Here is a 20,493-nt window from a genome sequence, read left to right as displayed (position 1 = left end):
TAATCGCTCATTGATATTTCAAAGTTCCACCCGAGTACGTCGTCGGGTGCTCCAGAACGGGATGAAATCAAATGACGGGCAATTACTGCAGTGGACCGGTGAACCGACGCGAATTCATGCGCATCGGCTCACTCTGCCTGGGGGGATTGTCGCTCCCGCAACTCCTGTCTCTCCGCAGTGAAGCCGCCCCGACCCGACCGGAAACTTCCGTCATTCTCCTCTTCCTCCACGGTGGCCCCTCGCAACTGGAAACCTACGACCTCAAACCCGACGCCCCCTCGGATTACCGCTCCCTCTTTAATCCGATCTCCACGAATGTTCCGGGAATGGATATCTGCGAACTCTTTCCGCGACAGGCCAAAATCGCAGATAAATTCTCGCTTGTCCGTTCCCTGCACCACGACGTCGGCATTCACAGTGATGGGGGGATCATCGTTCTCACTGGGAAACGTCCTTCCAAACTGGATCCCACTTCACAATCGAAAAGCGAACATCCCGACTTCGGTTCTGTCACCAGCGTTGTCCGGGGTCTCTCCGATGCGGGAACGCCTCCCTATGTCTCGATACCCTCGAAGTTCTACATGGTCCAGCCCACTTACCTGGGCATGCAGCACGGACCTTTTGAATCGACCGAGCCTTCTGCAACCAGTTACCGTCCCCCTTCCCTGAAACTGCAGGCCGGCATGGATGGGAAGCATCTGCTCGAACGCCGCCAGTTGCTCAAACAGTTCGATCAACTGCGCAGCGATCTCGATCTCACGGGAGACCTGCACGGCAATGACAAATTCCGCGACCTCGCCTTTCAGATGTTGACCAGCCCCGATGCCGCCCGTTCGTTCGACATCGACCGTGAATCGGACAGCCTGCGTGACCGCTACGGACGCAACATGTGGGGCCAGGGTTGCCTGCTCGCCCGCCGCCTGGCGGAAGCCGGCTGTGGCGTTGTCTCGCTGTTCTTCAACACCCCGAAGACCGGGCAGGAATTCACGAACTGGGACGATCACATTCTCAACGCGGGACGCCCCGGTCACTTTGCGAAATACATGCAGACCCGTCTCCCGTACATGGATCAGGCCCTGGCCACGCTCATCGAGGACATCCACGAACGCAGCCTGGATAAGAAAATCATGGTTGTCGCCGTCGGTGAATTCGGTCGCACTCCCCGACTCTCTTCCAACAACTCGGGGACGGGACGCAACCACTGGCCGCAGGCTTACACGGCCCTCTTCTCAGGAGGCAATCTGAAAATGGGACAGGTCGTTGGTGCCACCAACTCCAAAGCCGAATACCCGACACACAATCCTCACACGCCACAGGACATGCTGGCCACGATCTACCGTCACCTGGGCATCGATTCTTCGCGTTCCCTCGTCGACCATCAAGGACGACCGATTCCCATCCTGCCGCACGGCAAACCGATCGCCGGGCTGATTTGAGTCTACTGCTAACCCGGCATCAAATCTTTAATACCCCGCATCAGATGCTGATCCACTTCCGGGCCACTGAAAGCCACACTGACTTCATAGCCCCCCTGGAAGTAAGCTTCCGCAGTCGGCAGATACCAGGGACCGCCGTCCCCGTAGCCAGCCACCGCCATGAATCGTTCGGGGTAGAGCATCTGGGTTCGCAGCTGATATTCGATGAACGGCTCGGCCGGCAGGTGCAGCATGGAAATCTGGTTGACGTGCAACCCGCTTAACGTGATCGGCTTCTGAGCGGCATGCCGTCGCAACCAGGCCAGCGTGAAAGCAGGCCGGTTCCGATGCACCACCCGTCGACTGTGATCATTGATCTGTTTCTCCAGTTCAGCGATGGAGAACGCCCGGTTGACCGGGGGCAGGAAATCGGCGGTCGTCCACTGCAGCCGCTTGATCGGTTCGGGACGAAGTTGTTCGGACGCTCGCTCCATCGCCGCAAAGATTCGTTGGGCCAGTACCGGTCGATTTTCGTGGTGATCACTGTTGTTATACTTGCCTGCATTGATATTGCCTGCACAGCCAGTGAAATAAACGTGCAGGCAATCGGGAGCATCATGCTCCGACTTCAACTTGCGTGCCTGTCCCACGAACTCACTGTTTACATGCCCCTCGGTACAACAGAAACTGATGGGATGTACGGCGTAGTAGTAGCAGGCTGCGACTTTCTCTTTGCCGTCATAAAAGGCGACCGTCTTCAACCAGGGATCGATCACGCCGGCCGGCAGATCACGAATATCATCGCTACTGGCCGCCACACTTCGATTCTTCAGGATCTTCCCCTGGTCGTTTAACACCCGCCTGTTGGAAGCCACCTGCTCCACCTCTGCCTGGGCCGATGCGACATGCGTCAGGCGACGTGGTGATTTCAGACTCTCCTTTACCGCAGTCTCCGCACGCTGAAGACAGGTCTGAAAAAACTGCGGATCCATGTTGGGTGGCAGATCTCCTTGCGCCCGCACTATCCGGTCCGTCTCCAGGCAGGCAAACGGGGCATCGTGTTGATGCACGCACTGCACCGCCACGCGGTCCGCAGTCGTGCCGGCGGCCTTCGCCAGTGCCTGGCGAAGCTGCAGATGGGCATCGTTACAGAGCCCCGTCCAGTCCAGAGTGCAGACAACCACAGGCTGTGACTCAGTCAAGAGCACAAACCCCAGCCCTTCCAGCGGTGAATCAATGCGTGATGCGGCAGGAATCCAGCCTCCGCATAACGAGTGACCGATCGGCACAGTGACATCAAAGCGGAAGGGAGCAATCTGGTAAGGCATGGCGTCCTCGACTGAATCAGGAATGAAACATCCCCTTCAGCATAAATCGCCGTGCTACGAAAAACGAGTGTTTTGGCTTTTTCAGGACAAGTTTAGTGCTCGGACGAAACCGGAACTTCCTCGTTTTCGTGTTCGTGCTGCGGCTCCTGCACCGGCTCCGGATCCCATTCCTTGCCGACAATCAATCGAGCGCCTCGACGAAAACTGAGGTAAGACCAGGCCCACTGCATGACGACCAGCACCCGGTTCTTGAAACCAGTCAGATAGAAAACATGCACGACCAGCCAGACCACCCAGGCGAAGAAACCGGCTAATTTGAACTTTCCGATCTCGACAATGGCTCGACTGCGACCGATGGTCGCCATCTGTCCTTTGTCGCGGAAACGGAACTCACTGCGGGGTTTGCCCTGGATTTCAGTACGGATATTTTGGCCGATGGATCGCCCCTGCTGCAGTGCCACCGGTGCGGTACCCGGCAAGGGTTTTCCTGTCTGGTGTGTATAACAGGCCTGGTCACCGGCAACGAACACGTTGGGATAATTGGTCAGACTCAGGTCTGGTTCAACCATCACGCGGCCCCGGTTATCAGTCTGCATCCCCTCAGACTGCCCCAACTTGGAAGCTTCCACGCCTGCCGCCCAAAGCACAGTGGCAGCCCGGATTCGTTCGCTCCCCAGTTCGACACCATCTTCGTTGATGTTAGTTACCACAGACGAAGTCCAGAGCTGAACTCCCAGGTTCTCCAGGTCGCGGGCTGCTCGATTCGCCTGTTCTTCGGAGAACATCGGCAGAATCCGTGGTCCCGCTTCGACCAGGATCACACGAGTATGACTGGGATTGATGCGACGGAAATCCTTGGAGAGGGTAAACCGACTCATCTCGCCAATCGCCCCTGCCAACTCAACCCCCGTTGGTCCGCCACCCACGATCACATACGTCAGATATTTCTTCTGCTCATCAGGGTCGGTAATCCGCTCTGCATGCTCAAAGGCCGACAGCACCCGCTTGCGAATCTCAGTGGCCTGCGAGATGTTCTTTAAGCCTGGAGCGTAAACTTCCCACTCATTATGACCGAAATAACTGTGTGTCGCACCGCAGGCCAGGACGAGGTAATCGTATTCCAGTTCGCCAAAATCAAACTGAACTTTCTTGCCGGGCAGATCGATTGACTGGGCTTCTCCCAGTAGGACACTGGTATTCTTATAGCGGGACAGCAGGCTGCGAATGGGCGTCGCGATATCTGCAGGACTCAGGCCAGCCATGGCGACCTGGTAGAGCAATGGTTGAAACAGATGGTAATTATGGCGGTCAACCAGGGTCACTTCGACGCCGGGAACGCCTCCCAGTTCTAACGCGGCATTCAAGCCGGCAAAACCACCACCGATAATCAGGACCCTTTTAGAGTCTGCCTTGCTGCCGGGGTTTTGTATAGTATTCATCTCAGTAATTATTCAGACAGGACGTTAATGTCAATCAGACAGAAGTAAGCGCCCTCCTCGATGCCGATCACGAAAACACACTATAGCTATTCTAGTCGATCCGTCCATGCACACAAAATAAGTTCCTGAAAAAATCAGCTGGTTCGCAAGAGAATCGATAAAAACAGATGAAAATCAGGCCAGAATTTCATGAAGTACTTCGCCGTGCACATTGGTCAGCCGGCGTTCGATCCCGTTGTGATACCAGGTCAGCCGGGTGTGATCGATGCCCAGCAGATGCAGCACAGTGGCATGATAATCGTGCCAGGGAACAACTTTCTCGACCGATTTCCAGCCGAATTCATCGGTGGCTCCATAGCTGATCCCGTGCTTGAGACCACCGCCTGCCATCCAGACGGAAAAGCCATTCATATTATGATCGCGGCCTGTGCCCACCGTGTTTGAAGCTGATTGCGTGAAAGGCGTCCGGCCAAATTCAGTCGAGAACAGCACCAGCGTGTCTTCCAGCATCCCCCGTTGACGTAAATCCTTCAATAGCCCCGCGACAGGCTGATCGATGCGCGTCGCTTCCCGCAGATGATTCCGCTTCACATCCTCATGCCCGTCCCAGTTAATGCGGGGTGAACCGAAGGGCCCTCCCGAAAAAAGCTGCACGAAACGCACTCCCTGCTCCAGCAGACGCCGGGCCAGCAGACAGTTGCGGGCAAAAGGAGCGGTTTCCTCCCGGTCAAAGCCGTACATACTCCGGGTCACGGCGGTCTCCCCTGAAAGATCAGTCACCCGCGGGACGGCCAACTGCATTTTTGCAGCTAGAACGTGGCTGCGGATCCGGGCCTCCAGGTCACTGTTGGCGCCGGCTCTTTCCAGGTGCGCCTGGTTGAACCGAGTTAGCAATTGTCGACTGGCGAGTTCGGTCTGCTCAGAAATCTGCCGTTCAGGAAACAGATCCCGAATGGCGGGACCTTCGCCCTGGAAGGGAACCCCCTGGTGCTGAGCCGGGAGGAAACCGTTGGACCAGTTAATCGTTCCCGCAGCGGGATAGCCGCGGACATCCGGCAGTACGACATATGAAGGCAGTTCATCGGTCTCACACCCCAGCCCGTACGACAGCCAGGAACCGAGCACCGGAAAACCGTTGAGTCGAAACCCGGTGTTCTCCTGAAATGTGGCCGGCGTATGATTGGCAGAATCTGCTTTCATCGAACGGATCAGCGTTAACTCATCCGCCTGTGCCGCGATGTGCGGGAACAACTCGGAGATCCAGAGACCCCTTTCGCCCCGCTGTTGAAACTCAAAATCGTTCTTTCGCAACAGGCCCACTTTGCCGAAAAACGTCTCGGGCTTCTTGTCGGTCGGCATTTCCTTGCCATGCAGTTTTTTGAGCGAAGGTTTATAGTCAAACGAATCCAGATGACTCAACCCACCGATCAGACAGATATGAACCACCCGTTTCACTCGCGGCGAAAAATGAGGTGCAGGGATCGTAGCTTGCTTCGGTGTTGCGCCGCGCACAGACTGCTGACGAAGTAACAGATCCATCAGTGCCGTCCCCGCCAGCCCGGTCCCGGCCCAGGAAAAGAAATCACGTCGGGACAAAAATTCGTTTTCCGGAGGCGAATTCAAATTCTTCTGCTGTGGCTCTGGAAATGACATGGCAGTTTCAATTCACATATAAAAATTCGTTACTGTTCAGCAGCACCCGACACAAGGCAGACAGACCATGTTGAGAAACAAACTCACGTGATACCGCTGCTTCATCCTGTCGTGGCAGCCGTTGATAGACCAATTCAAAGAGTTCCTCCAACTGCTGCCCGGTGTCGGCACCTGATCGTTGCTTGACCCGCGCGGCCAGCTGATCCGACATGCGTAACACAAAGGAATCATTCATCAATGCCAGTGCCTGCAGAGGCGTGGTTGTCGATGCCCGGTCGGGAGTCGTCGTAGAAGGATCGGGACAGTCGAACGTTTCCAACAGCGGATGCCGTCCCCCGCGTGCGGAAAATCGATAAATCGACCTGCGATTAAATTCTTCACCCACGGGATCCAGTGGTTCATAGAACTGGGTCCCCTTGAAGAAATACGATTTGACGTCCTTGTAACCGCGGCCCCCGACTTCGGGATTCAATTTACCTGCGACTTTCAGAATCGAATCCCGAATCGATTCCGCTTCAATCCGTTGCGGACTCTTCCGCCATAACCAGCGATTGTCAGCATCTACCTGCATTGCCTGCGAATCGACCTCAGAAGATTGACGAAACGTTGCCGAGAGCAGTATGAGACGATGCAGCGATTTCAGGCTCCAGTCATGCTCTTTCAACTGAATCGCCAGCCAGTCGAGCAGTTCGGGATGACTGCAGCGTCCTCCATTAAAACCAAAATCATTCGGTGTATTCACCAGCCCCTGACCAAAATGATAATGCCAGATCCGATTCACAATTACTCGTGCAAACAGGGGATTTCGAGCATCGGTCACCCAGTTGGCAAATTTCATGCGGCGCTCCTGATCCGAACTGTCAGCGGCTACTTGCAAATCACCATCCAGTCCCTGAATTGCCTGCAGCCCCCCCGGCTGAACCACGCCAGCCGGTGCCGCCACACTTCCTCGCCTGAGCAAGTGTGAGACTCCCGGATCGCGGGACAAGGCGGCATAGACCTTTACTGGCTGCACAGCCTGGAGCTTTTTGATTTCTGCCTGCAGACGGGAACGCTGCTGGCGCAGTCCTTGCCATTGTTGGCGCTGTGTTTCATCCAGAGCCGCCTGCAGTTCTTCTTGAGAAAAGAAGATGCCTCCCCAGCGGGCAGAAGCCTGAATTTCTTCCTGCGTTAATGCTCGATCATACAGGCGTGCCTGACTGACCACTCCTTTGAGCAGTCGATTCCCTCCCGGAGAACCATGGCGTAAACCAAAGAGGACTTCTGTTTTTCCAGCGGGAAATGTCTGCAAGCCTTTAGAGCGGTAACCGCTCCCGTAAACGGCTCCATTTCGATAAGCGGTGATAGTCCCGTCGGCTGAATACACGAGGGCAACCTGTACCTCTTTTTCTGAAGCGGTCTTCTCTTCGGGGCCTTGGAATGACTTTGTGCGGTTAAAATGATCGCTCCCCGCCAGCCAGTGTCCCGGTTGCTGCTCGCCAAACACGATCGCATCGAAAAGATTACCGTCAGTTGTCTGTACGCTCAGGACGCCCCCCCCCCGCTGTTGCAGATCGGAGAGTTTCACCCAGGCTTCCAGAGTCTTTTCCCCCAGAACATGAGGCAAGGGCTCTGTTTTCAAAAAGGAACGGTTCCCGTCGAGCACCAGTCCCTCGGGCGTCTGTTTTGCAGAACCGTGCAGCGTCCCCTTTAAACCTCCCACCAGGTCGTCTGTCCCTTCACGAAAATCCCAGGCAGCGATAGGAGAGGATACCAGCGATACTCCCGGTGTGTCTTCCCCTGCATTGCGTTTCGCCAGCACACGTTGTCGGGCAACCGTCTCCAGTTGGAAGAGTTGTCCCTGAACTTCACTCAGTGCCTGCCCTTTCTGAGCGAGAGCATGTTGAGCTCGATTGTAGGCTGGATCGGGTAGATTCCGTTCTCCATGGACGACGCCTGACAGCGCTGCGGCGAACTGGTAATACTCCTGCTGACCGATGGGGTCAAATTTATGGTCGTGACAGCGGGCACAGTTCACAGTCAACCCAAGGAATGTCTGCGCGGTCACGCCGACGATATCTTCCAGTTCGTCCTGCTTCATCGTTGCCCGCATCAATGTGCTTTGTGGAATCACCACATCATGGGGTCCCGCGACCAGGAAACCGGTCGCCTTGACCGCTCCGGGGTTGTCCGGCTCGAGCAGATCACCGGCTAACTGCAGCCTGACGAACTGATTGTAGGGCAAATCTTTATTCAGGGCCTGAATCACCCAGTTTCGATAATGCCAGGCATTCTCACGTGGCTGATCGCGTTCAAACCCGTTGCTTTCACCAAACCGGACTACGTCCAGCCAGTGCCGCGCCCAGTGCTCGCCGAAATGTGGCGATGTCAGCAGGCGATCAACGAGCTTCTCATAAGCATCGTCCGAATTATCCTGGACGAACGCTTCCACTTCTTCCGGTTCCGGGGGGAGACCTATTACGGAATAATACAGTCGACGGATCAAAGCACGACGATCCGCTTCAGCACGCGGCTGCAGACCATGCTTTTTCAGCCGCCGCAAGACGAAGGCATCGATGGGATTCTTTACCCAGAGTTCGTGTTTCCCAGTCGCGACAGGTACTTTTGGTTTTTGCAGAGCCTGCAGCGACCACCAGTCGTAACCGGCCCGCTTTTCCGTTGTCTTGCTGAAGGCGTCAATGGGATCAGTGCCCCAGGGAGCGCCAGCTGCGATCCAGCGCCGGAACAACTGCTTTTCTTCCGCAGACAGGGGATATTCGGGGGGCATCGCATCCGATTCGATGTATTGCCAGAGCAGACTCTCATCCGGCTTACCTGCTTCTACCGCAGCTCCCGTTTCGCCTCCCTGGAAAGTTAGATCGCGGCGGGAAAGATTCAGCCCCGCTTTCGGATCCAGCCCCGCATGACAGTCCAGGCAGTGGCCAGCAATCAACGGAGCGATCACTCGGTCGAAATCCGCCTGCACACGCTCAGGTGTTTCGAAGAGATCGTCTGCCCTGCTGAGTCCCGGTAAAGCCAACCCGAGGAACAACGTCAGCGCCACCCATACTTTCTCGCCTGCGTGCATATTAGAGCTGCTTTCTGCTGCCGTTCGAAAGGAGTGTTGATTCGATAACTTCCATCTTAAACCGATCTCAAAGTGCTTGACACCTTAATCTCGCCCCTTTAAGATATTTCACCATTGAAACCTATTTCATATATGAAGTCAACAACAATGCCCGCTCCCGATACAAATCACAAATCGGCGGCTGCCGCCTCCCCCAGCCTGCAACGGGGTATCGCCCTGCTCGAATATCTGGCGAAGCACTCGCACGGTTGTACGCTCAGCGAACTCAGCGAGGAACTCTCTGTCCCCCAGGCATCTCTGCTGCGGATCGGGAAAGCACTGGAAGAAATGGGATACCTTTCCCGCGACGTTGCTTCAAAAAAATACTATCTGACCAATCGCTTCCTGCAGTTGATTCCCCCCAGTGTCCAGGATCGCCCTCTGTCGGAATGCGCAATTGGCCCCATGCGGGAATTGCGCGACCTGACCGGCGAAACAACACAGCTCTGCTGCCTGATCGATACGGAAATTGTGATTCTGGAACAGCTGCTGGCTCGGCATCCATTTAAATATTCCGCTGAGATTGGTGCCCGGGCTCCCTGTTACAGTTGTGCTCCGGGTAAAGCCATCGCTGCTTTCCTTCCGGAAAATGAACGCGAAGACCTGGTGAACCGCATCCGCTTTAAACGTTTCACCCCGCACACCATCACATCGAAACGGGCCTTCCTGAACGAGCTGGACGTGATTCGCAAACGGGGCTACGCCCTGGATCACGAAGAAGGACTCTCCGGGATTCGCTGTGTGGCTGCCCCCATTCTGGATCGTAACGGAATTGCCATTGCAGCATTCACGATTACCGGTCCCGCAGAACGCATCCCCCAGGACGAATACGAATCGCTGGGGAATATTGTCCAGTCGCGGGCAGCTCAGGTCACGATCGCCTTCAATACCTGATGTCACCTGCAGTCTGCCCCAGTAAAGGCTGCACAGCCGTTACGACCAACAGAACCACTCCATTCCCGCCAGGCGTTCTACGCAGACGATCTCTACCACTTGCCAGCGATCCATCCTCACAGAGGGATGTTGCAATTTGACATCTTCGTAACGCGACCTAGCTTTAGGTAGTCATTCAGATGTATCTCCATCATCGCGATGACCGTTATGCCTTGAAAACAGACCAAACCGTCTGAATCGGTTTCCTCGGAATGCAAGTTACTCCAGTGCTCAATGCGGGTGACGATGAAATGCATCAGGCAAATGTCTGTTTAGAGAGCATTGAAATTCAAATTTACGCCAGACCAGTTCGGGCAGTACCTGTCTCGGGTTGTAATCTCGTCAAGGTTTTCCGATGAATAGTTCCCTGATAGCCAACAGTCAAACCGTGCCACAGCAGCAGTCTGTGCATGGCAGCTATCATATGGGCTCTTCACAGATCCTGAGGGAACTGGTTGCTTTTTCGGTCGAATCCGATGAACTGGCACTCAATATACAACACACGGACGACGTTGATCAGGTTATCTGCCGAAAACACCTGCGCAAACTATTAACTGCGCTACAGGCGCGTGATGCCGTCACACTCGGCCACTGCCGACGTGTCGCTTTCCTGGCCAAAGGCATTGCCAGTAATCTGGGCTGGGAAGGCATCCACCTGAAACGACTGGAAGTAGCCGCCCTGCTGCACGATATTGGTAAAATCGGCGTCCCCGACCACATCATTTTCAAGCCAGGTAAGCTGACATCAGATGAGATCGAACTGATGTCGCATTACCACCACATTGGTCTCGATGTGCTACAAGCCTGTCGCACCGATCATGAAGTATTGACCATCCTCTCGCAAACCCGCTTTCACTTCAGTGGGGCGACCAATGGATATCAATGCATCGGCAGTGAGGTTCATCAGGGGGCACGCATCCTGGCGATCGCCGACGCCTATGATTCACTGGCCACCGATCAGGTCTATCGTACCGGGAAGAAACATGAAGAGATCATGTCGATTCTCATGGGAGCCGCAGGTACTCAGTTCGATGGCAACATTATCTGTGCCCTGTCCCGCTGGGAACAGACCGAACGGGAAACCTTCCACGAGGCTATTCAGGAGGTCAATCGGAACTTTCAGCCGAAGCCACTGACTGAGCAGGAGATCGCGGAAGCCAACCTGATCAGCAATATTTTCTCTTACCTGTTTCAGATTGAAAGCCTTTACGACGGCTTTTATATCGTCAATTCAGATTTCCAGTTTGTATTATTCAGCCCGGGTCTGGAACTACTGACCAACCTGCGGGCTGGCGACATGCTGGGCAACGCCTGGACCAACCACAGCGTTCCGGTGACGAATCAGGATGGAACGATGCTCGCCTCATCCGAGCACACAATGAACCGGGTCATTGCCAGTGGGAAATCAATGACCACAGAACTGATGCTGAAACGACCGGATGGCCGGCTGATTCAGATTGAAGTGCAATCTGTCCCCATGTTCGGGGAAGATGGACGACTGGTCGGCGTAGCGGAGATCTTCCGCGATCTGTCTCGGAGCCTGAAGCGTCCCCAGGAATTCAACCAGCTGAAAATGGCCGCCAGTCAGGATGCACTGACATCCGTTGCCAACCGGGGAGAACTGGAAACCCAGCTGGCAATCATGCTGAACCAGGCCAGCCAGAACCAGAACACGGCCCCGCTAAGCATCATCTTCATCGACGCTGATCACTTTAAAAACATCAACGACACCTATGGCCATGCGGTTGGCGATCAAGTGCTCATTGAACTGGCCCGTCTGTTTCAGCATGAAACCTATTCCGGAGAACTGGTGGGCCGTTACGGGGGTGAAGAATTTGTCATTCTCTGCCCGGAAACCAATCTGGAACATGCACGACTGAAAGCAGAACGCCTGCGACTGGCAGTGAACAATCTCAAACTGGAAAATTTAAACAATAACCGCATCACTGCCTCGTTTGGTGTCGCGCAGCTGGAGCCGGGAGACTCTCTGGAAAGCCTGTTCCATCGTGCTGACAATGCCCTCTACCAGGCAAAAGAAACAGGGCGTAATCGAGTCTGCTCCCTGACCTGTGAAGAACAGATGTCAGGCGCGGTTCCTGAAGCCGTCGCTCCCGACCAATCCAATGCAGGTAAAATGGTCTTTGAGAGCTCCTTCAGCGCTCTCATCTCCTCCGATATTGTTGTTTACAAGCTCGGAGGCTTTGTCAATGACAATGATGCACGCCTCACCGAAGTCAATCCGAACCGTGCCGTCATGCGTCTGGGTAAGGCCGGCTTGCTCCCCTTCTGGGGAAAAACGGATGACCGCCGCCCTATTGAGGTGGAACTGGTCTTTGATAATGCCACCCGGAAATCCACTTCCGGCTCACGAAATGCGACACCTCGCGTGGAAGTCATGATCAGAATGACTCCCCTGGGCTGGATCAAACAGCCTGAAGTCTTCCAGAAACGGGCCGCTCGTGTCTTTCGTCTGCTGAAAGATTATTTCGTCGCCGACTGAGCAAGCCAGCCTTGATCGGCAGATTCTGCCTGTGCCTCGCTGCCGTCCTACCGCCCGCATCAAACCAGGCAAAATGGCCAGCCTTTTCCAATCACGCACCCTGCGTCAAACATTGAATATCCAACGATTTTACCTGTCCTGCACTCCCGGATAATCGTCAAGAACCGAAAAACCGTACACATCGCTGGAATCGGCATCCGATAAATCAACCGTATAGTTTAACACTCAGTCTGCGCACGGTGGTCTAATTGTGGATTCCAGATTTCGAAACAACATGATTCAAACCCGCTTGATGAGTTCAGATAGACTCAGGTGTATTCCCCTGCTCCTGTTTTTCACTCTGGTGGGACTGACAGGCTGTGCCCATAACAGCTGTGGCGAAGCAGATTCGTGCCCGACGGTCTCCAGTCGAGTGAAGAAATGCTTTCTCTTCCATCATGACAAGTACTCTCCGAAACCATACTGGTCTATGGAGGGGTACCAAACTGATCTCGATAAATTCTTTGTAAAACATGCCGCCAAAAAGTGTGCCAAAGAATCGCTGAAGACCATGTCCGCCGATTGCCAGGACAAGCCATCCAAGTCCTTTCGAAAAGGTTATCAGCAAGCCTACATGGACATTGCCCTGGGCGAATCGGGAGTTGTTCCCCCCGTACCGCCTGAGGAATACTGGGCTGCCCACTATCGGACTCCGGAAGGCTACATGGAAGTGCAGGAATGGTTCACGGGATACAAACTGGGCTCAGAACATGCCCGCGCTGACGGACGATACGACTACAATCGGATCGCGACTCCTTATTCTCTGGCCGGTTGGGAGCAACCAGCCGCGGAACACTGGGATGGAAACTTAGCTTATCCAGAGGAGTCCATTCCGAGTCAGGTTCCAGCAGGAACACACCCAGCGCCTGCACCAGCGGTCCCCCCCCGCCATCATGAGTCTGAAACAACACTGCCGCCCCCACCGGTCTCCGGACCACAAACTCCATTAAAGACAGTACCACAGAGACACTTACCAGAACCGCCTCCGGTACAGAGTCTGCCTGATAAAACCCCCAGTGCACAACCGCGACCACTGGTTCCACAACCCAGAATTCAACCCCCGCCCGCGAAACCGGCCCCGAGGCCTTCAACGGGGATCCAACATACGCCTCTGCCTGATCAGAAAGCGAAACAGATTCGTCCTCAGATCAAAGAACCGGCGTTACCCGCTTACATCAATGATGATCCGCCCCCCAGCCCGTACTCATTACAGTCTTACCCGTATACACCTTTGCCCGGAACAGGGTCGCGACGAGACACTCAAGGCCCGATCAATCTAATGAATGGACAGCAGCGGTATTCCGATTCCATCATTGAAGATTACCCTTACCGATAAACCCGACACAGTTTAAGAACAGGACAGGAAGTCTTTCCTGTCGCAAGTTGATCAACAGCAGAAATGAACCACAGAATGGCACGACACAACATGGCAACTATCGAATGTAAAGGTTCGATCAAAATGTTGAGACTCTACACCTCTGACCTCGCACAGCGGGGACAGTTCTGGTGCGCACTGGTCTTGCTGCTGGCCCTGAATGGCTGTGCCGCCATCCATCCACTCAAAGGCGTTCCCGCACAATACCTGCCGAATGAGTACAAAGGTGAAGTCCGTTCCGGCAAGGAAACCATTGACCTTTCACTGCTCCGTCAACCCGCCCCCAAACACTACCTGCTGGACTCAGGAGATGTATTGGGAGTTTATATCGAAGGCGTCCTGGGACAATTTAAAGAAGTCCCCCCCGTTCATTTTCCTCAGACACAGGAGGTCGCGCCTTCATTAGGTTACCCGATTCCCATTCGTGAAGACGGTACAATCTCACTTCCTCTGATTGGCACCGTGTTTGCCCGGGGACTCACGCTAACTCAGTTGGAAGAGACGATTCGCCGCAAATACACAACCGAGAAGGATATTCTTCGCGAAGGACGGGATCGAATCCTGATCAGCCTGCAGAAGCCACGTTCGTATCGGGTGCTGGTGATTCGCCAGGAAAATGCCAATGACCTGGTGGGAGCCACCGTCGGCAACCTGAATATTGGTCGCTCCAAGCGGGGAACCGGCCGGGTCATCAATTTACCCGCTTATAATAATGACGTCCTGCATGCCCTGGCAGAAACAGGTGGTCTGCCTGGACTGGATGCAGAAAACTCGATCTATATTATTCGAGGCGGAGCCAATGAGATGAATCAATCGGTCTGTCCCCCTCCAGTGCAGACCGGTTCCCATAGTATGAATGAGCCGCGTAACACTCAGAAAATCCAACAGGTCTCTGACTCATACACTCCGCTACCGGCTCCAACTCAGCTTCCATCAGACACAGCCTTCCAGGTGGGACAGCCCCTGTATTCGTTTGAGGGAAACAACTATTACTCCGGGGACTTCCCTGCTCCGACCATGATCAACGATTCCACCATGCAGCGGCCCGGCATCGTCAAGATCCCGATCCGACTCAGCCCGGGTGAGAAGGTCAACCTCACGCGCGAAGACATAATCCTGCACGATGGTGATGTGGTGTTTATTGAGTCGCGAGATACGGAGATCTTTTATACCGGCGGCCTGCTGGGTGGAGGACAATACACGCTGCCCCGCGATTACGACCTCGATATTTTGGGCGCCATCTCCATTGCCCAGGGAGGCAACAATTCCAGCAATGGTAAATCAACGGGAGGTCCTTCGGCACTCAACCAGGATGTGACAATCAGTGCCAGCAACGCGATCATCCTCCGGCAACTGCCGAATGGCACCCAACTCCCCATTAAGGTCGACCTCTATCAGGCAGTCCGCGATCCGAGTCAACGTGTGCTGATTCAGCCCGGCGACTACATCATTCTGCAATACACCAAGTCTGAAGCGATCGCAGCCTTCATTGAAAGACACCTGCTGGAAGGTGCATTGTTCGGGCTGGCAGCCTCGAATCTCCAGAATGGCGGAGGCAACCGCTGAACCGGTTTGCCTGAGCAGAGCTGAAAGTCGAGACTACTTCTTCTCGATGATGAAGCCCTGTTTTTCGTCGGGTTTAGCCAGTAGAACTTCGCCGATGTGCTGCTTGTCTTTGAGTGTATCCCGACCAATCAGCAATAGCTGATCGGAGATACGCTCAACGCCCAACGCGCAATCGAGGGGGAATTTCTCTTTGAAGGTATAGTTTTCATCGGCCTTCAACAGTTCCGAACCATAACAGCCAAACCACCACTGCTGGTTCGCAAAAGTGGCCGTCTGAATTCCCAGCAAAGTGTAGCCACTCTCCAAGACATGTTTCTTGACGAACTTCAGATTCTGATCGTATTCGTAGAGATAGTTCTCCTTGAACCCCTTCGGTAATCCCCCCACGACCAGGAATTTTCCCCCGTGTTGTGCGATTCCCCCGGCTCCATAGATTACTTCTGGGGTCTTATGCTTGCCGATCAGCAGCAGTTTCTCCGCATCGTAAACGTAAACCCAGGAATCTGCCTTCCCCTCGGCATTATTGAAATCGCCAAAATTCACAGCGACATAGACTTTGCCATCCACATGACAGAGATCTCCATGGTGATTCCCCACCGGAATCTTAATCAGGACCTTCCCGTCAGTATTGGTTTTTACGAGCTGAGTAGTAAAGCTCCAGAAGATATTTCCCTGGCCATCAACACAAACCCCTTGCAAATGATGCGGATACGTTCCCTCACAGCGGGTATTGTGATAGGGAGCCTGTCCCGGCTTTGTTTCCGCCCGGGCGATAGTACCGAGTCCACAGACCAGAGCAATTACCAGCAACCATGACTCACACTGCAGTTTCATCACCAGCAAATCTCCTCAACAGCTAATCGGCAGAAATCAGGTCCGGTCCATCGCCGGCCCGCTTCTCGTACTTTCCGCTGGAGGATTTCACATACTTAGTGAATCCCAGCTCTCCCAGACGTTTGTCATCGTTTAAGGTACGCTTCGCCTCGGCGTCTGACCATTTTCCGGAAATATTCGCAGCAGTAATGACACGTCGAACCGGCTCTCCGGTCTCTGGATGCTGCGTTAAAATTGGTTCACTCATCCGTTGAATGACTTCGAATCGTTCACCAGCCGACCCATCAGGGTTGACGACTTCATACACATAAGTAGGCATTGCTACCGGATAACCTCAAAAAAGGGGGCAGAAATCAAGAATCTGCCAGCCGACACACTGGCCATCAGACCACTGCCAGTTTATATTCCCCTCCGAGTAAACGGGAGAAATTGGGGGACAAATCCCTCCCCAGACAGCAGACTGCACAGACTATAACTTCATCTGATCTATTGAAATCATATCCGAACCCGCATGCAAGGAAAAGGTCCTGAAGTTTGCAGCGCGAGCTTGAGATTTAGTGGCTGGTATATCTGGACCTGCCCAGCTAGAATCTGTTAGCATCTTCTATTGTTGAACCCAGACAAACTCACATAAGTACACACAGCGTGGGTAGTTTTTTTAACAGGAGAATTTTCCGTGCAAGTTGCGATTACTTGTCGTCATGGCAGCGTCTCAGATGGTCTGCGTGAATATATTACTGAAAAGTCTGAGAAGTTACTGACTTACTTTGAGCGGGTAACTGCAATCCAGATCACAATCGATCAAGGCGAAAACCAGAACCGGGTCGAAATTCTCGTTGATGCAGAACACAAACACAATTTTGTTTCGCATGCAGAAGGTGACGAAGTTAAACCCAACTTCCACGCCGCTTTGAGCAAGATGGAACAGCAGATTAAAAAATATAAACAAAAGATTCAGGATCACCGCCGCGATCTCCCCATGAATGAAATCGCTGAGAATGGAATGGCTGAGGCGGAAGCCGAATCCGAAGAAGAAACCGAATCTGAATAATTTATTCCTCGCAGTCTGATTTTTGCTGAGGAATGAGACGAAACGTCTTACAATTAAATATCGTGTGAACAGCCTCCCCTGAAGGAAAGATTCCATTTCCGGGGCCGTCACAATTTAACAATCATGTCTTGCGTACCATCCGTTCTCCTCGAGAAGGACGCAAACACCGACTTTTTTGCAGATGTAGTTAGAAGGAATAATACATGAAGTTAACAGACTTCGTGGTTTCGGAAGCGATCATTCCGGAATTGAATGTGACAACCAAAGAAGAAGCAATCCGCACCATGGTCGCCAGCCTGAAAAATGCAGGTAGCATTTCGGCTGATGACGAAGAAGGTATCGTATCGGCAATTCTCAAACGGGAAGAACTGGGATCTACCGGAATTGGTAACGGCGTTGCAGTCCCCCACACCAAACATTCTTCTGTCGAAAACCTGACAGCAGCTGTGGCCCTCTCTTCAGACGGGGTCGATTTTGCCAGCCTGGACGGCGAAGATGTTTATATTCTGTTTTTGCTGATCTCCCCCTTGGATCGTCCAGGAGATCACTTACGCGGCCTGGAGAATATTTCTCGCCACCTGCGGAATCAGAACTTCTGTAAGTTTCTCCGCCAGTCCAAGAACATTGAAGACATTGTTGAACTGCTCAACGAAGCGGACAGCAATCAACTGGACTAAGCTGAGAGACCTGATTGTCAGGGATGCCCCTGCTCAATTGAAACTGACACTTCCTGCTGAGTTGAGTTGATGACTGTCTGGGAGGAGTATACGCTTCGCTGTACTCCTGATTGATCAAACTAACAGGAAAGGGGTAATTACGAAACCTCACTGAAAACAACAGCCTACAAGCGGTCCATGGCCTGTTTTCAGCCAGCTTCTGTAGTTATCAAAAGTGCCATGCAAGAATCTGTTTGCCGTCAGATTGTCACCGTCAAAATGAAACAGGGTCTGCATTTACGCCCAATTTCTGAAATTGTCAGAATGACCCGTGACTATTCTTGCGAGTTTAAAATTTCCAATGGAGATCGGTCAGCTAATGCCCGGGAAGTCTATGACCTGCTGGAACTGCAGGCACTCCCGGAAACCGAACTGGTCCTGGAAGCAGTCGGCGACGACGCCACAAAACTCATGGAAGAAATCGTTCAGTTTTTTGAATCAGGATACAAAAAATTTGAAGAAGTCTCTGATCTGTCTGAATAGCCCCTGAACACACCAACCCGGTGGTTCATCACCGGTTGCCTGTCTGTTGAAAGCGCCATAGTAGGCCCTGATTGAATGCTTGTAAAACGTGGAATTGCAGTTTCTCCGGGAGTAAATTTCGGCCCCGCCCTGATTCTGGGTGCGGAGGACTTTCGCATACCGCGGCAATTCGTCAGCGTCAATGTGATCGAAACCGAAATCGCTCGCCTGCGTTCTGCGCTCGATGCGGTCTGTGAAGAGATCGCCGTAAATGAAAGACTCGCTTCCGACAAACTGGGGGAACAGTACGGTGCCATTTTCGCCGCACACCTGCAGATGGTCAGTTCTCCCCGGCTTCGTGAAGAGATCGAGACTCTGATCCGGGATAAATGCTATTCTCCCGAGCACGCTTCCAGCCGAGTCTTTAGACGTTACACAAAGCTGGTACAGCACCTGGGCGACAATTACCTGGCGGAACGCGCCAGCGATATCATCGATCTGGAAAAGCGGCTGCTGAAACAACTGCTGGGCGAAAAACGCGAAGAACTATCCAACCTGACAACACCCATCGTCGTCCTCGCCAATAACCTGACCCCCAGCGAAACGGCGGGGCTGGCCAAAGAATATGTGCTCGGCTTTGCTACCGAAGTCGGAGGTCGCACCAGCCATACCTCGATTCTGGCAGGTGCTCTGGAAATTCCAGCCGTTGTCGGACTGGGAGAATTTCTCTCCGATGTCTCCGGCGGTGATATGGTCATTGTTGACGGCAACAACGGCGAAATCATCATTGACCCCGATGAAGAGACGCTGGCCCGATACAAGGATACCGGCGAACGTCAGCGTTCGATGGCAGCCCGACTGGCATCGCGGCGTAAAATTCGCTCGGAAACCAAAGACGGGACCCGGATTCACGTCATGGGGAACATTGAATTCCCTAATGAGGTTGAACACTGTGCCGAACGGGGCGCAGACGGGATCGGCCTCTACCGAACCGAATTCCTTTACCTGCAGTCCAATACCGAGCCCACCGAAGAAATTCACTACGACGCCTACTGTCGCGTCGTCCAGGCGGCTCAAAACCGCCCGATTGTCATCCGAACCCTCGATCTGGGTGCAGATAAGATTCCTCGTGGCTATCGCCACCTGGCCAAAGAGGGCATGAACCCGGCTTTGGGGCTCCGCAGTGTCCGCCTCAGTCTGCGAGACCTGCCGCTCTTCAAAACCCAGCTCCGGGCTATCTTCCGGGCAGCCGTACACGGGGATGTCCGCATCATGTTCCCCCTCATCTCTACTCTGCTCGAATGGCGACAGGCCAAGATGATTGTCGGTGACGTTCTGGAAGATCTCGAAGAACGGGGTGTGGATTTCAATCCCAATATTCCGATAGGAATGATGGTAGAAGTCCCGGCAGCTGCCCTGCTGGCAGAAGAATTTGCCGAAGAAGTTGACTTTTTCTCCATTGGGACAAACGACTTAATTCAGTATACTCTGGCAGTGGATCGGTCTGATCCCGCCGTTTCGTCGCTCTACAACTCTGCTGATCCTTCGATTTTAAGGCTCATCAAAATGGTGGTAGAAGCGGCCCGTAAAAAAAACATACCGGTTACCGTTTGTGGGCAGATGAGCTCCGACCTGAAATCGATCCCGCTGCTGGCAGGCCTGGGGATTCGACAGATCAGTGCTACACCACTGGCCATTCCGGAAGTAAAAGAAGTAATCAGACATCTGACAATCGCCCGGGCCGAGGAAATCGCAGCACATGCGATGACCATCGACGTGGCCCGCGACGTTGAAAGTTATTTAAGAGGAGAATTGTACAAAATCTGTCCTGACCTGTTTGATGAAGAGCTTCCTTTGTAAGCGCTCAACTCAAAGCAGACGCTTCTGAAAAGCACCAGGACAACATTAACCGCAGGATCAGGTGAAAACTCACCCCTTCTGCAACCTCGATTTTTACGTTTACATTTTGCAGCGGATTCGAACTGTTTTTCAAAAATCGATTCGCTGCCATCCACTGCACCTCGGTGGTGCGTGGGTTGAGTATGAACCAGATTCAATTAAGACGAAATGCATGAC

The 20,493-nt window shown here is 53.5% G+C and carries 15 protein-coding genes; 9 read left to right on the top strand and 6 right to left on the bottom strand.

Features of this window, described 5'->3' with window-relative positions; genetic code table 11:
* Positions 1-71: 71 nt before the first annotated feature.
* A complete protein-coding gene (locus RID21_RS14085; RefSeq protein WP_350189836.1) occupies positions 72-1,436 on the top strand; it encodes a DUF1501 domain-containing protein in 1,365 nt (454 codons plus the stop codon).
* 8 nt (positions 1,437-1,444) lie between these two features.
* Here the strand turns inward: RID21_RS14085 and RID21_RS14080 are convergent, their stop codons facing one another.
* The 4 genes from RID21_RS14080 to RID21_RS14065 form a co-directional block, all read right to left on the bottom strand.
* On the bottom strand, positions 1,445-2,743 hold the full coding sequence (locus RID21_RS14080) for a hypothetical protein (protein ID WP_350189834.1): 1,299 nt from the start codon (positions 2,741-2,743) through the stop codon (positions 1,445-1,447).
* Between the two features lie 92 nt (positions 2,744-2,835).
* Entirely contained in the window at positions 2,836-4,182 is a 1,347-nt protein-coding gene (locus tag RID21_RS14075) for an NAD(P)/FAD-dependent oxidoreductase (protein ID WP_350189832.1), read from the bottom strand.
* Between the two features lie 174 nt (positions 4,183-4,356).
* Positions 4,357-5,835: a DUF1501 domain-containing protein gene (locus tag RID21_RS14070; protein ID WP_350189830.1), complete on the bottom strand. Its 1,479-nt coding sequence runs from the start codon at positions 5,833-5,835 to the stop codon at positions 4,357-4,359.
* 7 nt (positions 5,836-5,842) lie between these two features.
* Positions 5,843-8,902 (bottom strand): DUF1553 domain-containing protein, encoded by a 3,060-nt coding sequence (locus tag RID21_RS14065; protein WP_350189828.1) that lies wholly within the window; start codon positions 8,900-8,902, stop codon positions 5,843-5,845.
* Between the two features lie 147 nt (positions 8,903-9,049).
* On the opposite strand from RID21_RS14065, the gene RID21_RS14060 reads away from it, so the two are divergent.
* The 4 genes from RID21_RS14060 (at position 9,050) to RID21_RS14045 (ending at position 15,354) form a co-directional block, all read left to right on the top strand.
* Complete coding sequence (locus tag RID21_RS14060; RefSeq protein WP_350189826.1) at positions 9,050-9,835, top strand: IclR family transcriptional regulator; 786 nt, start codon at positions 9,050-9,052, stop codon at positions 9,833-9,835.
* 394 nt (positions 9,836-10,229) lie between these two features.
* Positions 10,230-12,374 carry a diguanylate cyclase gene (locus RID21_RS14055; RefSeq protein ID WP_350189824.1) on the top strand — a complete coding sequence of 715 codons (2,145 nt, stop codon included), beginning with the start codon at positions 10,230-10,232 and terminating at the stop codon, positions 12,372-12,374.
* A gap of 550 nt (positions 12,375-12,924) precedes the next feature.
* The gene (locus RID21_RS14050) at positions 12,925-13,749 is read left to right on the top strand and encodes a hypothetical protein (RefSeq protein ID WP_350189822.1); all 825 of its coding nucleotides are present in this window, start codon (positions 12,925-12,927) and stop codon (positions 13,747-13,749) included.
* 75 nt (positions 13,750-13,824) lie between these two features.
* The gene (locus tag RID21_RS14045) at positions 13,825-15,354 is read left to right on the top strand and encodes a polysaccharide biosynthesis/export family protein (protein ID WP_350189820.1); all 1,530 of its coding nucleotides are present in this window, start codon (positions 13,825-13,827) and stop codon (positions 15,352-15,354) included.
* A gap of 33 nt (positions 15,355-15,387) precedes the next feature.
* On the opposite strand, the gene RID21_RS14040 is transcribed toward RID21_RS14045, so the two are convergent.
* The gene (locus RID21_RS14040; protein WP_350189818.1) at positions 15,388-16,188 is read right to left on the bottom strand and encodes a Kelch repeat-containing protein; all 801 of its coding nucleotides are present in this window, start codon (positions 16,186-16,188) and stop codon (positions 15,388-15,390) included.
* A gap of 22 nt (positions 16,189-16,210) precedes the next feature.
* A complete protein-coding gene (locus RID21_RS14035) occupies positions 16,211-16,507 on the bottom strand; it encodes an FmdB family zinc ribbon protein (protein WP_145180468.1) in 297 nt (98 codons plus the stop codon).
* A gap of 357 nt (positions 16,508-16,864) precedes the next feature.
* On the opposite strand from RID21_RS14035, the gene hpf reads away from it, so the two are divergent.
* The 4 genes from hpf to ptsP all read left to right on the top strand — a co-directional run bounded on the left by hpf (position 16,865) and on the right by ptsP (position 20,277).
* Entirely contained in the window at positions 16,865-17,239 is a 375-nt protein-coding gene (hpf, locus tag RID21_RS14030; protein WP_145036192.1) for a ribosome hibernation-promoting factor, HPF/YfiA family, read from the top strand.
* A gap of 203 nt (positions 17,240-17,442) precedes the next feature.
* A complete protein-coding gene (locus RID21_RS14025) occupies positions 17,443-17,916 on the top strand; it encodes a PTS sugar transporter subunit IIA (protein ID WP_145036190.1) in 474 nt (157 codons plus the stop codon).
* 177 nt (positions 17,917-18,093) lie between these two features.
* The gene (locus RID21_RS14020) at positions 18,094-18,438 is read left to right on the top strand and encodes an HPr family phosphocarrier protein (protein WP_350189816.1); all 345 of its coding nucleotides are present in this window, start codon (positions 18,094-18,096) and stop codon (positions 18,436-18,438) included.
* 75 nt (positions 18,439-18,513) lie between these two features.
* On the top strand, positions 18,514-20,277 hold the full coding sequence (ptsP, locus tag RID21_RS14015) for a phosphoenolpyruvate--protein phosphotransferase (RefSeq protein ID WP_145036184.1): 1,764 nt from the start codon (positions 18,514-18,516) through the stop codon (positions 20,275-20,277).
* Positions 20,278-20,493: the final 216 nt, after the last annotated feature.

It is taken from the genome of Gimesia sp., from assembly GCF_040219335.1.
Lineage (GTDB): Bacteria > Planctomycetota > Planctomycetia > Planctomycetales > Planctomycetaceae > Gimesia.
The sequence above is the reverse complement of the archived record's forward strand: the minus strand, read 5'-3'. Positions and strand labels throughout refer to the sequence as shown.